The sequence below is a fragment of the Ignavibacteriota bacterium genome (assembly GCA_016713565.1).
Lineage (GTDB): Bacteria > Bacteroidota > Ignavibacteria > Ignavibacteriales > Melioribacteraceae.
Window position 1 is genome coordinate 153050 of record JADJOX010000006.1, and the last position, 14632, is coordinate 167681.

Annotated in this window: 15 protein-coding genes; 1 reads left to right on the forward strand and 14 read right to left on the reverse strand. The window is 32.3% G+C overall.

The genetic code is table 11. The features are described 5' to 3' along the window. The first annotated feature begins 24 nt into the window (after window positions 1-24). On the forward strand, window positions 25-1977 hold the full coding sequence (locus IPK06_06945) for a cation:proton antiporter (protein ID MBK7979730.1): 1953 nt from the start codon (window positions 25-27) through the stop codon (window positions 1975-1977). Here the strand turns inward: IPK06_06945 and IPK06_06950 are convergent, their stop codons facing one another. The 14 genes from IPK06_06950 to IPK06_07015 all read right to left on the reverse strand — a co-directional run bounded on the left by IPK06_06950 (window position 1978) and on the right by IPK06_07015 (window position 14553). Further along, window positions 1978-2697, reverse strand: a complete 720-nt coding sequence (locus IPK06_06950; GenBank protein MBK7979731.1) for a 16S rRNA (uracil(1498)-N(3))-methyltransferase — start codon at window positions 2695-2697, stop codon at window positions 1978-1980. It lies immediately after the preceding gene. Window positions 2698-2702: 5 nt separating this feature from the next. Further along, entirely contained in the window at window positions 2703-3011 is a 309-nt protein-coding gene (locus IPK06_06955; GenBank protein ID MBK7979732.1) for an FUN14 domain-containing protein, read from the reverse strand. Window positions 3012-3023: 12 nt separating this feature from the next. After that, complete coding sequence (locus IPK06_06960) at window positions 3024-4343, reverse strand: hypothetical protein (protein MBK7979733.1); 1320 nt, start codon at window positions 4341-4343, stop codon at window positions 3024-3026. A gap of 16 nt (window positions 4344-4359) precedes the next feature. Next, entirely contained in the window at window positions 4360-4758 is a 399-nt protein-coding gene (locus tag IPK06_06965) for a CoA-binding protein (protein ID MBK7979734.1), read from the reverse strand. Between the two features lie 10 nt (window positions 4759-4768). Then, window positions 4769-7630 (reverse strand): aminomethyl-transferring glycine dehydrogenase, encoded by a 2862-nt coding sequence (gene gcvP, locus IPK06_06970; protein MBK7979735.1) that lies wholly within the window; start codon window positions 7628-7630, stop codon window positions 4769-4771. An 81-nt stretch (window positions 7631-7711) separates the two neighbouring features. After that, window positions 7712-8458, reverse strand: coding sequence for a ribonuclease III (gene rnc, locus IPK06_06975; protein ID MBK7979736.1), 747 nt, complete (start codon window positions 8456-8458; stop codon window positions 7712-7714). 6 nt (window positions 8459-8464) lie between these two features. Beyond that, entirely contained in the window at window positions 8465-9739 is a 1275-nt protein-coding gene (gene fabF / locus IPK06_06980; protein MBK7979737.1) for a beta-ketoacyl-ACP synthase II, read from the reverse strand. A 105-nt stretch (window positions 9740-9844) separates the two neighbouring features. Next, the gene (locus IPK06_06985; GenBank protein MBK7979738.1) at window positions 9845-10081 is read right to left on the reverse strand and encodes an acyl carrier protein; all 237 of its coding nucleotides are present in this window, start codon (window positions 10079-10081) and stop codon (window positions 9845-9847) included. A gap of 36 nt (window positions 10082-10117) precedes the next feature. Continuing rightward, window positions 10118-10873 (reverse strand): 3-oxoacyl-[acyl-carrier-protein] reductase, encoded by a 756-nt coding sequence (fabG, locus tag IPK06_06990; protein ID MBK7979739.1) that lies wholly within the window; start codon window positions 10871-10873, stop codon window positions 10118-10120. Between the two features lie 45 nt (window positions 10874-10918). Next, entirely contained in the window at window positions 10919-11833 is a 915-nt protein-coding gene (gene fabD / locus IPK06_06995; protein ID MBK7979740.1) for an ACP S-malonyltransferase, read from the reverse strand. Next, window positions 11833-12846 carry a ketoacyl-ACP synthase III gene (locus tag IPK06_07000; GenBank protein ID MBK7979741.1) on the reverse strand — a complete coding sequence of 338 codons (1014 nt, stop codon included), beginning with the start codon at window positions 12844-12846 and terminating at the stop codon, window positions 11833-11835. The genes fabD and IPK06_07000 overlap by 1 nt, the downstream gene beginning before the upstream one ends. Then, window positions 12833-13855 (reverse strand): phosphate acyltransferase PlsX, encoded by a 1023-nt coding sequence (plsX, locus tag IPK06_07005; protein MBK7979742.1) that lies wholly within the window; start codon window positions 13853-13855, stop codon window positions 12833-12835. The genes IPK06_07000 and plsX overlap by 14 nt, the downstream gene beginning before the upstream one ends. A gap of 6 nt (window positions 13856-13861) precedes the next feature. Continuing rightward, entirely contained in the window at window positions 13862-14041 is a 180-nt protein-coding gene (rpmF, locus tag IPK06_07010; protein ID MBK7979743.1) for a 50S ribosomal protein L32, read from the reverse strand. Between the two features lie 14 nt (window positions 14042-14055). After that, on the reverse strand, window positions 14056-14553 hold the full coding sequence (locus IPK06_07015) for a DUF177 domain-containing protein (protein ID MBK7979744.1): 498 nt from the start codon (window positions 14551-14553) through the stop codon (window positions 14056-14058). Window positions 14554-14632 lie beyond the last annotated feature (79 nt).

Genomic DNA, 14632 nt, shown 5'->3' on the forward strand with positions numbered 1-14632 from the left:
CGATAAAAGTAATTATTATTAAATATGTCTCTACTCACAGATGTTATCGTACTATTGTCACTCGCAATTTTTATTATACTAATTGCTACAAAATTAAAAATTCCGGTATTGATTGGATTTTTGATTACCGGAATTTTAATTGGCCCTTCGGCTTTAAGTCTTGTCAGCAATATTTCGGCGATAGAAATTTTAGCCGAAATCGGAATAATTCTATTAATGTTTACTATCGGCTTGGAATTTTCTTTAGATAAAATAAATCAAGTTAAAAAAGATTTTTTTATTTTCGGGGGTTTGCAGGTAATTGTAACGCTTTTTGTGTTGGGAATAATAAGTTACTTTTTTGGATTGGCAATTTCACAATCGTTGTTTATCGGATTTACTTTATCGCTAAGCAGTACGGCAATAATATTAAAAAATCTAAAAGATACCGATAAGTTAAATACACCTTCAGGATTAAAGATAATTAGTATTTTGTTATTTCAAGACGCAGTGTTAATTCCGTTTTTAATTTTTATGCCTATCTTAACTACATCCACGGGATTTTCATTAAATCTTTTTTACGATGTTATTATTTCTGTTATAAGTTTAACCGCATTGCTATTATTAAGTAAATATTTTATTCCAAAACTTTTTAAAATCATTATAAATCTTAGACTAGCAGAATTATTTATTGTAACTATTTTTGTAATTATTTTTGGTGTTTCATTAGCCGCCTACAAACTTGGCGCTTCACTTGCGATGGGTGCATTTATAGCTGGATTGTCTATCTCAGATACAGAACATGCGCATCATGTAAACACAGAATTAATACCGTCCAGAAATTTATTTAACTCAATATTTTTTATTTCAATTGGAATGTTTATTGACCTGAAATTTCTTGCGAATAACTATTTCCCAATTTTAATTGTCGCGCTAATAATAATTTTAGTAAAAGGAATGATCATATTAGGAATTTTTAAATTTCTGAAAAATCCAATGAGCATTGGAATATTTACAGCGCTTAGTTTGGCTCATGTTGGTGAATTTTCATTCATCTTGCTTCGAATGTCAAATCAGTCGAAACTTTTTTCTGATTTTACTTATCAGCTTTTGCTGTCATCTTCAATATTAAGCATGTTTTTCATTCCGCTTTTAATTTCAATTGCCGATAATATTTCTAAAAAAAATATATTAAAAACAAAAGTCGTTGGTCATGAATCTATTGAAAAAATAAATCTGAAAAACCATACAATAATTGCCGGATTCGGAGTTAACGGGAAAAACATTTCCAACGTATTAAAGTTAATGGGAATTCCATTTATTATAATTGAATCAAATCCGAATACTGTAAGCAAATTCAAAAAATTAAATTACCCAATTTATTTCGGTGAACTTGACCGACGAGATAATTTAATTTCCATGGGAATAAACAATGCGGCATTGTTGGTTATCGCAATTTCTGATATTGAAGCTACTCAACGCTCTATTAAAATAGCGAAATCAATTAATCCGAAAATAAAATTAATTGTAAGAGCAAATTATATTACTCAAGTTGAGCAGATGTATAAACTTGGCGGTGATTTGGTTATTTCACAAGACTTGGAAACATCTCTTACTTTTATAAATCATATTTTAGATTATTATAATTTACCAAGAAACATAACAAGGCTTCAAACGAATCTTCTAAAAAAAGAACATTATAAATTTTTCACCACAGAAAATAAAAATTACGAATGGAATATTTTCGAGACCGATATTATTCAAAAAGATAATGAGATGTTCTTTATAAGTTCAAGTTCAAAATTAATTGATAAAGATATTTTGACGATTGAGCCAGTTAAGAATGATCTGATAAAAGTTATAGGAATAGTTAGAGATAATAGAATTATTTCGGAAAATATTGAATTGGAAAAAGTTCGAAAATTTGACACTTTGATTTTATTGGGAACCCACAGAAATCTTGAGACGGCATTAAATTGGTTTGAATCTAATAATTAACTAATCCAAAATATTTGTAATTAACGAAGCCGCGGTAATTATTGCAGTTTCCGATCTTAAACGATTATCGTTCATTTTAACAAAAACAGGATTAGCGATTTTATCAATATCTGATTTTATTAAACCTGCTTCCGGTCCGAAAAATAAATTTATATTCTCACTTTTACTTAGCTTTCCTTTTAGCTCTAACAAGAAATTAGAAAAACTTAAATCTGCTTTTTGTTCAAAAATTATATTTCGATCGTTATCAATATTTTGGTTTTTCAATTCAATAAATTCAACTTTCGGGATAAATGACTGAAGACTTTGTTTCATCGCTGATATTAAAATATTTTGCCATCTGTCAATTTTTACACCGCGATTATGACTTTTATCGGCAGAAAATATTTTATAATTCTTTATTCCTAATTCGGCGCTTTTTTCTAAAGCAAATTCAAATCTATCAGCAAATTTTAATATTGGGATATAAAACGTAATGCTGGAGAATTTGTTTTGTAATGTATAATTATCAATTAGTTTCAGCAAAATTTCGTTTTTATTTATCGAAGTAATTCTGCATTTAAATACTTTTCCGTTTCCATTGGTAACATAAATCTCATCATCAACTTTATGCCGCATTACGGCAGAAATATGTTTTGCTTCTTCACCAATAATTTTTATTTGTTCATTCGAATTAATTTGAAAAGACGAATAATAAAATTCAGTATCTGAAAAGGTCATATTAATCATCCCTTCTTAAATCCGAAAATAAATCCAAGTACTGAGCCGACAGCAAAAGGAACGTTTCTATAAATCAAGTTTTCTATTGAACTTGTCGGAATTTCAGCGTCTTTAACATAGTTGATCGCTTTATGTCCCCACGAAATCCAATCGAATTGAAAATAACCATTGTAAACTGCGACTTGTATTAATATAAAAGCTGCGGCAATAAAAAAAACTAAAATCTTAGAGACTTTCTTTGAAATAAACCCGACAGCGATTCCGGAAATTAAACCTATCCCGCCTGATTTTACTATAAAGCTCAATTCATTCATGATAAAAAATTATTAAAATGAAAATCCAGATTCCAATATAAATTCACCTTTACCATATTCATTGAAAGAATACTCGAATCTAAACGCATTATAAGGCAAAACCAACATTGTTACGCCAAATCCCCAACCTGAATCAAAGTTCTTAAGGATAAGCGGCTCGCCGTTATTATAAGTCGTGCCGGTATCAAAAAATATATTTGTATAAATTCCAATTCTTGCAGAGGTTAATCTTGTAGGTAAATAAGGAACAGATAAGGACAGATCCCATGATTTTATTATTGGATAATTTACCTCAGCCGATCCAAGAATATAATTATTCCCTTCTCGTCTATCATATTTATGTCCCCGTATAAATTCGAAATCTCCTAAAACAGAAAGTTCATAAAAAGGAACATTTTTACCGAAAGTATGTCTGTAAAATCCTCGCCACTTTGCCGCAAGATCGCCGAATAATTTTCTATATTCTCTGAAATCAACGGAAAGAATATTGAAATTTACATTATTGATTCCAAATCCCTTTTTTGCGAAACTTGTTGTGGCAAATATTCCGTCATCTGAAAATTGCTTAAGATTTCTGTTGTCAAATTCATAACGCAATATTGCCGAATAAACTCTGTCAATATTTGTTTTTGATGCTGAAACACTCGAAACCGAAGGCGGCAGTTCAAAATATTCGAACGAAGGCGACAGCGATAAATAATTAAAAAGATTTAATCTGTATCCTAAAGTTAAATTCGAATATAAGTAATCAAATTCAAAATTCTTACCGGCAAGATTTTTTGAAATTAATGTTCTGTTCAAAATACTTGTATAGCCGAAACTCATTCCAAAAGTTAAATTTTCGCCGGAAATTAATACAGGATTAAAATAAGAAAGTGAATAACTAGGATTGTATCCAAATGTAGCCAACCCAGTTAATGTTTCATTTCTTCCTCTAAAATTTTTGTAAATGAGCATTAAACCATAAGACGCTCTTGAAATTCTATTGTCGCGGATAGTTAAATAAGGCAAAGGATAAATATACCAGCTTTCAAAAACTTCTATTTCTAAAATCTGTAATTCTTTTTCCTCAAGTACATTTAATTCAACTTTGTTGAAAAGTCCTAAACTGAAAATTCTTTCTTTATTAAATTCTAACTGCGAATTTGTAACTTTTTGACCGGCTTTAAAATCCAATTCACGTAAAATTATTTCTTCTTCTGTTATTTCATTTCCGGAAATTCTAATTGAATCAATTTGTATTAAAGTTTCCTTAGTATTTTCAGTCGGCGTATTTTGACCTAAAATATTGGAAAACGAAATTACTATGAAAATTAAAAAAAATCGTGTCAAATTAAATACTTTCAATTTAAAAGCAATATGAGTGTTCAATTTTTATACAAGAATCTTGAATCACGGTAATTCCTTTTTCAATAGAACTTTTTACTGCCTTATCGTTTCTAATACCCAATTGAAGCCATAATACTTTCGGATTAATTTCATTTATCTCTTCAATAATTTGCGGAATATCTTCAGATTTTCTGAACACATCAACAATATCAATTTTATGCGGAATGTCTTTTAACGAATTGTAGACTTTGATTCCGTCAGCATCAATAAAATTTTTGTTAGGGTTCACACCAACAACATCATAACCATTTTGAACTAAATACTCGGCAATATAACGGCTTGTCTTTGATGGATTACTTGAAATTCCAACAACTGCAATTGTTTTTGAATTTTTTAAAATTTCACAAGTATCTTTCATTATTTCCTAATTATTTATATGACTCAATTGGTTCACAACTGCAAACAAGATTTCTATCGCCGTAAGCATTATCTACTCTGTTAACTGTCGGCCAAAATTTATTCTTCGCAACCCAATCTACTGGCGCTACAGCTTTTTGAATAGAATAAGAATGATTCCATTCGGAAATTACATCGTTCAAAGTATGCGGCGCATTTTTTAATACGTTATCTTCTTTTGAATATTCACCTTTTTCAATTTCTTGAATTTCACTAAATATTATTTCCATCGCGTTACAGAATTTATCAAGTTCATATTTTGATTCACTTTCAGTAGGTTCGATCATTAATGTTCCGGCAACCGGAAATGAAACAGTCGGAGCATGATAACCGTAATCCATTAATCTTTTTGCAATATCTTCAACTTCAACGTTTGCTCTAACTTTAAACTCTCTTGTATCCAAAATCATTTCATGAGCGACAAATCCTTTTCCGCCTTTATACAAAGTCTTACAGTATTTACTCAATTTTTCTTTAATATAGTTTGCGTTAAGTATCGCAATTTCCGTCGCTCTTTTTAATCCTTCTGCTCCCATCATTCTTATGTAAGCATAAGATATTGTTAAAACGCTCGCACTGCCGTACGGAGCTGAAGCAACGGCATGAATTGGTTTTTCGTAATTAAGATTTACAACAGAATGACCAGGTAAATATTTTTTCAATTCCTCGGAAACAGCAATTGGTCCAACACCAGGACCGCCGCCTCCATGCGGAATAGCAAAAGTTTTGTGAAGATTTAAATGACAAACATCAGCGCCAATTTTTGCGGGATTAGTTAAGCAAAGCTGCGCATTTAAATTTGCGCCGTCCATATAAACGAGACCGCCGTTTTCGTGAATAACATTTGTTATATCAATAATATTTTCTTCAAAAACTCCGTGTGTTGAAGGATAAGTTACCATTAAGCCGGCTAACTCATTTTTATTTTGTTCTGCTTTAATTTTCAGATCATCCAAATCAATGTTTCCTTTTTCGTCGCACTTTACGATTACAACTTTATTTCCTGCTAAAACAGCGCTTGCAGGATTTGTACCATGCGCGGAAGAAGGAATTAACATAACTTTTTTATGAAAATCACCTTTGTCATCATGAAATGCTTTAATTACCAAAAGTCCGGTATATTCTCCCTGAGCACCTGAATTAGGCTGTAATGAAACTCCTGGCAATCCGGTCAATTCTGCAATTTGATTTTGCAATTTTTCAATCATAAGCAAATAACCTTCAACCTGATCTTTAGGAGCAAACGGATGAATATTGGCAAAATGAGAGTTTGAAAGTGAGTATAATTCTGTTGCCGCATTTAATTTCATAGTGCATGAACCTAATGGTATCATTGAAGAAGTTAAGGAAAGATCTTTCTTTTCCAAACTTTTAATGTATCTCATCATTTCTGATTCTGAATGATATTTTTCAAATACCTGTTGTTTTAGATAATCAGTCGTTCTTTGTAACTGCTGAGGAATGCTTGCAAATTGTTTATTATTCGTTTCAAATGATTTGTTTACAGAAGAAGAAATCAATGTCAATAACTTGGTCAAGTCATCAACAGTACAATCTTCACCAATTGAAACGCTGACATGATTATTTTCATTCCAATAAAGGTTAATCTCATTTTCAAGCATTAATTCTTTTAAAGTATTATATTCATTTGGTTTCAGCACAAAAGTAATTGTATCAAAGAAATATTCCGAAACAATTTCAATTCCCATTGATTTTAATCCGGCATATAAAAACTTAGCCAATCCATTTATTTGTTCGGAAATTTTTTGTATTCCATTTTTACCATGATAAACGGCGTACATTCCGGCCATTATTGCCAAAAGAACTTGAGCTGTACAAATATTACTTGTAGCGCGTTCTCTTTTAATATGCTGTTCACGTGTCTGCAAAGCCATACGCAAAGCTCGGTTGCCTTTAGAATCAATTGAAACTCCGATAATTCTTCCAGGAATGGAACGTTTAAATTCTTCATTGGTTGCAAAATAAGCCGCATGAGGTCCGCCGAATCCCATTGGAATTCCAAATCTTTGTGTTGAGCCAACAACAACATCAGCGCCAAATTCACCCGGAGGTTTCAGCAATGATAAACTTAAAAGATCAGCTGCGACTATTTTATAAATTCCTTTTTCCTTTGCTTCGGAAAATAACTGCGTATAATCGATTACGCTTCCGTCTTCATTCGGATATTGAACTAAAACGGCAAATATGTTTTCTTCAAATTTGAAATTTTTTATATCATCAACTCTAATTTTAATACCAAGTGGAATTGCTCTTGTCTTTAATACATCGATTGTTTGAACAAATACTTTATCGGAGACAAATAATGTATCCGCATTCTTTCTGTTTCCTTTTCTTAAATTGAAAAGCATATTCATTGCTTCGGCGGCAGAAGTTCCTTCGTCTAACAGTGAAGCATTTGCTATCGGCATTGCCGTAAGCTCTTCAACCATGGTCTGAAAATTCAGCAAAGCTTCCAATCTGCCTTGTGAAATCTCTGCTTGGTAAGGTGTATACTGCGTATACCAGCCCGGATTTTCCAAAATATTTCTTTTTATTACCGAAGGTGTTAGCGTACCATAATAACCGCGTCCAATGTAGCTTTTAAATACTTTGTTTTTCTCTCCAAGTTTTTGCATTTCGTAAAGAAGCTCATTTTCACTAATTGGTTCATCAAGTTTTGGTAAGTAATTTAATCTTATTGAATTAGGAACAGTTTTTTCAATTAATTCATTAATTGATTTAATTCCAATAGTCTGCAGCATTTCAGAAATTTCATTTTCGGAATGTGCAATATGTCGATTAACAAATCGATCATAATGTTGAAATACTTTCATAAATTTTACTCGTGTTATATGGAAAAGATTTTAGTAAAGAAATTTAAGGAAATGTCTTAACAAATCGAATATATTATTAAATTAATTAAGAATATCATTAGGTTTTAAACTATTTATTAAATCAAGCGCGTGCTTGGCAGCTTCTTGTTCCGCAGTTTTTTTGTTTGGTCCGGTTCCAATTCCAAATATATCCTTTTCAACATCGACTCTTATTTTATATATCTTATTATGCTGTGGTCCTAATTGCTCAACTATTGTATAAGTTGGCTGATTCAATTTCATTGCGTGTGCAAATTCTAATAATTTACCTTTGTAATTTTTATCGTCTTTAATATCGTCATTTTTTATTTGCGGAATAATTATGAAGTTATCTACAAATTTTTTTGTTGTAACTTCGCCAAATTCTAAATAAACGGCTCCAATTAATGCTTCTAAACAATCCGCAACAATATTGCCGATTTTCTTTTTATCTTTTGATAAATATTTTTCATTGATAAAAATTAAATCATGCAAATTAAGATTAAAGCCAATTAATTCGAGGGAATTTTTGTTTACGATTTGAGCTCTTGTTTTGGTTAGGAAACCTTCGTCGGCATCTGGGAAATAATGAAATAAAAATTCCGCGGTAATTTTACCAAGAATTGAATCTCCGAAAAATTCTAATCTTTCATTAGATTTTATATTTTCTTTTGCGAGTTCAAGATAAGATCTGTGAGTAAACGCTTTTAAAAAATACTCTTCTTTTATTGGAACTTGTCCAGTAATTTCTTTTATCTTTAGAATAATCTTCTCTTTTCTGAGCAAATCATAATTGTCAGAACTAGACAATACTTTTTACTGAAAAGACGGAAAAGTTTCTTTAGCATTAACCTTCAAATTTTTAAATAATAACGACGCGTTATGTCCGCCAAAACCAAAAGTATTGCTTATTGCAAATTTAATATCTTTCTTAACCGCAATTTTTGGAGTATAGTTCAAATCACATTCGGGACTTGGTTCATCCAAATTAATTGTTGGAGGAATAATTCCTTCCTTAAGCGCTAAAACAGTGGCAATACTTTCAACTGCGCCAGCCGCTCCAAGCAAGTGACCGGTCATTGATTTTGTAGAACTAACAGCAAGTTTATAAGCATGATCGCCGAATAAATTTTTTATTGCTTGAGTTTCATTTTTATCATTCAATTCTGTAGAAGTTCCATGAGCGTTTATATAATCTATATCAGTTTTGCTGATTCCCGCATCATTAATTGCATCTCTCATTGATCTGTTTGCGCCTTCGCCTTCTTCGGCAGGAGCTGTAACGTGAAATGCGTCAGCGGTTAATCCAACACCAATAATTTCTCCATATATTTTTGCGCCGCGGTTAACAGCGTGTTCATATTCTTCAAGAATAACTGTCCCAGAACCTTCGCCCATTACAAATCCGTTTCTATCTTTGTCAAACGGTCTAGATGCTTCTTCAATTCTATCGTTCCATGTCGATAATGCTCGTGCGGCATTAAAACCTCCGATTGACATTGGAGTAATTGCGGCTTCTGATCCGCCCGAAACCATCAAATCGGCAGAACCTCTTTGAACCAAAATAAATGCATCTGCAATTGCGTGTGAAGATGTTGCGCATGCGGAAGTTGTCGCATAATTTGGACCTTTTAATCCGTACTTAATCGAAATATGACCTGCCGCGATATCAGAGATCATCATTGGAATAAAAAACGGGCTAATTCTTTTCGGACCGCCGTTTATGTAATTGGTATGCTGGTTTTCCCAAGTATCCATTCCTCCAATTCCACTACCGTAAATTACGCCGAATCTTTCTTTGTTTACTTTTTCCAAATTAATTCCGGAATCTTCCATTGCCATTGTTGCAGTTGCCAATGCGTAATGCGTAAATGGATCCATCCTTTTAAGGGCTTTAATATCAATAAAGTTGCCGGCATCAAAGTTTTTCAATTCGCACGCAAATTTTGTTACGAATTCAGTAGTGTCAAATTTTGTGATAAGTGCAGCACCGCCTTTACCGGTGATTAGTGAATTCCAGAATTCAGTTAAATTGTTTCCAATTGGAGTCAATGCTCCCATTCCGGTAATTACAACTCGTCTTTTATTCATATTAAATCCAAATGTTATAAAAAGGATAAGGTTTATTAAAACAAAATCAAATTCCGCAACTGATCAAAATGACCAATGCGGAATAAAATTAATTAGGATTTGAAATTATTTTGCTAATTTCTCTGATAAATATTTTGTCGCATCCCCAACAGTTGTTATTTTTTCTGCGTCTTCATCAGGTATAGAAATATCAAATTCCGATTCGAAACCCATAACTAACTCAACTATATCTAAAGAATCTGCGCCTAAATCATTTGTAAAAGAAGCTGCAGGTGTAATTTGAGAATCTTCAACACCTAATTTGTCCATTATTATTTCTTTTACTTTTGCTTCAACATCCATATTATACTCCTTTAATTTATGAAATTGAAATTGTGGTTACATTACCATTCCGCCGTCAACGGAAATTACTTGCCCGGTTATATAATCTGCTTTATCGCTGCAAAGAAATTTAACTAAATTTGCAACATCTTCGCCTTTGCCCATTCTTTTAAGTGGAATATTTTGCAGCAAAGTTTCTCTTTGCTTTTCATTAAGTTCAGCGGTCATTTCGGTTTCTATAAAACCTGGAGTAACCGCATTTACATTGATATTCCTCGAGGCAAATTCTTTTGCCGTTGATTTGGTGAATCCAATAATTCCAGCTTTTGAAGCCGCGTAATTTGCTTGTCCGGCATTTCCTATTAAGCCAACAATTGAACTAATATTAACAATTCTTCCGAATTTTTGTTTCATCATTGGTTTAAAAGCAGCTTTTGTAAGATTAAAAACACTTTTTAAATTTATATTTATTACGTCGTCAAAATCCTTTTCACTCATTCTTAACAATAAATTATCTTTTGTTATTCCCGCATTATTAATAAGAAAATCTATTCTTCCAAATTTATTAACTATTTCATCAATAACTTTTTGAGAATCTTCGGTAGATGATATATTAACTTTATATCCGATTACACTGATTCCAAAATTCCTGTAATGGTCTTCAATTTGTTTGGCAATAGCCTCGCTGCTATTATAAATAAAAGCTATATCTGTTTGAAAACCTAAATTATTTTTATCTGAAAAAGCAGTTAAAATTGCCCTGCCAATTCCGCGTGTTCCGCCCGATATAACTGCAATTTTATTTTCTGACATATTTTGTTACTTTTTTGTGGTAATAATTTATAAAAAAAAATGATTTTATAAAATTTTATTTATATCATCAAATTTATCAATTCCAACAACTGAAACTTTTGGATCTATTCTTTTTACCAATCCTTGAAGAACTTTTCCCGGTCCAATCTCAATAAAATCGGTGATTCCATCAGAAATCATATTAACAATTGATTCTTCCCACCTTACAGGCGCAGAAAGCTGTTCTAATAATTGCCTTTTAATAACTGAACTTTCCAACGTTGGTTTTGCCGTAACATTGGAATAAACCGGAATATCAGTATTTCTAAATTCCGTATTATTTAAACTTTCTTCTAATTCGGATGCGGCAGATACCATTAACGGCGAATGAAAAGCACCGCTTACTACAAGTTCTTTAACAATTTTTGCTCCGGCGTTTTTAGATAATTCCATTGCCTTTTTAACGCCTAAAACTGAACCTGAAATTACAATTTGTCCCGGCGAATTAAAATTAGCACATTGAACAATTCCTTCCTCTGAAGCGGAGTTACAAATTTCCACTAATTTATCTGAATTCAATCCTACTACCGCCGCCATTGTACCTGGAGATTTTAAGCCTGCCGATAACATGGCTTCTCCCCTTTTTCTAACTAATTTAAATGCATCTAAGCTATTTAAACACTTATTAGCAACAAGAGCCGTATATTCACCTAACGAATGTCCAGCAACCGCGTCAAAGTTTAAACTTGAAATTTCATTTAACAATAAAACACTATGCAGAAAAATTGACGGTTGAGTAATATTAGTTAATTTTAAATCTTCTTCCGGTCCGTTAAACATTACTTCAGAAATTTTAAATTTAATTGCTTCTTCAGCAGATTCCACAAATGCTTTTGCATTTACGGAATTTTCAAAAATATCCTTTGCCATTCCAACATATTGAGAACCTTGACCGGGAAAAATTAATGCCTTTTTACTCATTAATCGATTCCCCAAGTCAAATAAATTGAACCCCAAGTAAAGCCGGCGCCGAATGCGGCAAGAATTAAATTATCGCCTTTTTTCAATTTTCCTTCGCGGTAATATTCTGTTAAACAAAGTGGAATTGTTGCGGCTGTCGTATTTCCGAATTTGTGAATGTTCACCATGGCTTTTTCTTTTGGAATTCCCATTCTATTTGCGGTCGCGTCAATAATTCTTAAATTTGCTTGATGCGGAACCAAATATGAAATGTCATCAGATGAAAGATTATTTTTTTCCATAATTTCAGCAGAAATATCAGCCATTCCTTTAACTGCTTCTTTAAAAACTGTTTTTCCGTCTTGATATAAAGTATGATATCCTAAATCTACTGTTTCGTGAGTCGGAGGATTTAAACTACCTCCGCCTTTCATATATAAATATTCTGAGCCTGCTCCATCGCAATGCAATATTGAATCTTTAACTCCGTAATTTAAATCTTCTGAAGGTTCCAATAATACGGCCGAAGCGCCATCACCAAATAAAAGACACGTATTTCTATCTTTATAATTAATAATCGTACTCATTTTATCAGCGCCAATTACCAAAACTTTTTTATACGTCCCGCCTTCAATTAATCCGGCACCGGTTTGAAGAGCGAATAAAAATCCTGAGCATGCAGCTGAAAGGTCAAATCCCCACGCATTTTTAGCGCCGATTTTATCTTGAACCAAACAAGCTGTTGCAGGAAAAAACATATCCGGTGTAACAGTTGCAACAATTATTACATCTATTTCTTCAGGCGATAATTTCTTAGAATTTAACAGATCCATAGCCGCTCTTGCCGCCATGTCGCTTGTAGCGCCGTTCTCTTCTTTTCTTCTTTCCTTAATACCGGTTCTTGAAACAATCCATTCATCACTAGTTTCAACAATCTTTTCAAAGTAATGGTTATCTAAAATTCTTTCGGGCAAATACATGCCTACCGCTGTAATATTCGCGTTAAATAGTTTTTTTCTTTTAGAGGTTTCCATAAATTTCCTTGCCCTCCTTTAATTTATTTAATAAATCTTTTTCAAACATTTCGTTAGCTTTTAAAATCATATTTTTTATTGCCGTAGGAGAACTTGATCCATGACCAATAATACTGATTCCGTCAACACCTAATAACGGAACTCCGCCATGGTTTTCATAATCCATATCTTTTAAGGAAGCTTTAAATACGTTTTTAGTAATTAATGCTTTAATTTTATTTGCAAAAGAATTTTCGGCATATTTCTTTACTCTTATCTTTAAAAAGGAAATAAAACTTTCGCCAAACTTCAATAATATATTTCCGATAAATCCATCGACAACAATAATATCAGCTTTACCTTTTAAAATATCTCTGCCCTCAACATTACCAATGAAATTCAACTTTGATTTTTTGAGCATTTCAAAAGCCTCAAATGTAACAGAATTTCCTTTGGATTCTTCTTCCCCAACATTTAACAGCCCTATTGATGGATTTTTTATACCGTCAATTTCTTTTGCGTAAATAGTTCCCATTATCGCGTATTCGAGTAAATGATTTGGTTTGCTGTCAACGCTTGCGCCAACATCATAAACCGTACAAACTTTTTTATCAATCGTAGGAAATTGAGCTCCTATCGTCGGTCTTCCAAAGCCTTTAATTCTGCCAATAATAAGCGTTGAAGCCGCCATCATCGCCCCGGTATTTCCGGCGCTAACAAATGCGTGAGCAAATTTATCTCTCACCAATTCAGCGCCTTTTACAATTGATGAATCTTTTTTCTGTTTCAGCGCGATAGTCGGAGTATCGTGCATCGTAATTACTTCATTTGTATGAATAATTTTTGAAGGATTAAAAGTTAGATTTTTCTCCTTCAGCACTTTTTCAATTTCAGACGTAATTCCAATAAGATAAACATCAATGTTAGGATTTTGCCGAATTGCCTCAATAGCACCAATAACCGGATTTTGGGGAGTAAAATCACCCCCCATTGCATCAACAATTATTTTGCACTTATTATTTTCTGACATTTTTAATTATGATTCTGGCACAAATAAAGAACGACCAGCATAATAACCACAGCTTGGGCAAGCACGGTGACTTAGTTTAATTTCACCACAATTTGAGCAGGTACTTAAGGAAGAAGCGGTAGCTTTATAATGTGTTCTTCTTTTATCCCTTCTACTTTTCGATAGTTTTCTTTTCGGGTGCGGCATTTTTTATTAACCTCTTAATTTAATTTATCTTTTAATTTCAGCAGCGGTTCCCATTCGGGTTCCGTTTTTTCAATTTTACAATTACAGCTTCCAGTGTTTAAATTTGTTCCGCATCTATAACATAAACCTTTACAATCCTCTGAACACAATTTTTTTAGAGGAATAGTTAGATTCGCATAATCAATCACATCATTAGTTATATCTATTTTATCTTCTTTTGCGGAAATAAAATAAACATTCGCATTATCAGTTAATTCTTTTTTCTCAAATAAATAAACCAAAGAAAAAATTGATTTTAACTGGGTTTTATATTCTGAATTGCATCTATCGCAATTAAATTGCGCAAAAATACTTAAATTACAATTCAAAATAATTTGATGCACTGATTTATCCATAGTGCAGTCCAAATTCAATTTATCAACGAACGGTTCACCAAGTTTGAGTTCACTTACCGATTTTTCGAATTCTACTTTGTGAACGCCGACTGGATAATTGGTGATTTTTATTATCATACAATTTCAAAAAAATATAGTTTTAAAATATATAAAGTGTATTTTTGATAAGCAAGATATGAAATCTTCATAATTTAGG

What these genes read in the sequence shown, in the direction of transcription:
- IPK06_06945 (MBK7979730.1), top strand. Translation starts at nt 25, where the DNA reads ATGTCTCTACTCACAGATGTTATCGTACTATTGTCACTCGCAATTTTT.
- IPK06_06950 (MBK7979731.1), bottom strand. Translation starts at nt 2,697, where the DNA reads ATGACCTTTTCAGATACTGAATTTTATTATTCGTCTTTTCAAATTAAT.
- IPK06_06955 (MBK7979732.1), bottom strand. Translation starts at nt 3,011, where the DNA reads ATGAATGAATTGAGCTTTATAGTAAAATCAGGCGGGATAGGTTTAATT.
- IPK06_06965 (MBK7979734.1), bottom strand. Translation starts at nt 4,758, where the DNA reads ATGAAAGATACTTGTGAAATTTTAAAAAATTCAAAAACAATTGCAGTT.
- gcvP (MBK7979735.1), bottom strand. Translation starts at nt 7,630, where the DNA reads ATGAAAGTATTTCAACATTATGATCGATTTGTTAATCGACATATTGCA.
- fabF (MBK7979737.1), bottom strand. Translation starts at nt 9,739, where the DNA reads ATGAATAAAAGACGAGTTGTAATTACCGGAATGGGAGCATTGACTCCA.
- IPK06_06985 (MBK7979738.1), bottom strand. Translation starts at nt 10,081, where the DNA reads ATGGATGTTGAAGCAAAAGTAAAAGAAATAATAATGGACAAATTAGGT.
- fabG (MBK7979739.1), bottom strand. Translation starts at nt 10,873, where the DNA reads ATGTCAGAAAATAAAATTGCAGTTATATCGGGCGGAACACGCGGAATT.
- fabD (MBK7979740.1), bottom strand. Translation starts at nt 11,833, where the DNA reads ATGAGTAAAAAGGCATTAATTTTTCCCGGTCAAGGTTCTCAATATGTT.
- IPK06_07000 (MBK7979741.1), bottom strand. Translation starts at nt 12,846, where the DNA reads ATGGAAACCTCTAAAAGAAAAAAACTATTTAACGCGAATATTACAGCG.
- plsX (MBK7979742.1), bottom strand. Translation starts at nt 13,855, where the DNA reads ATGTCAGAAAATAATAAGTGCAAAATAATTGTTGATGCAATGGGGGGT.
- rpmF (MBK7979743.1), bottom strand. Translation starts at nt 14,041, where the DNA reads ATGCCGCACCCGAAAAGAAAACTATCGAAAAGTAGAAGGGATAAAAGA.
- IPK06_07015 (MBK7979744.1), bottom strand. Translation starts at nt 14,553, where the DNA reads ATGATAATAAAAATCACCAATTATCCAGTCGGCGTTCACAAAGTAGAA.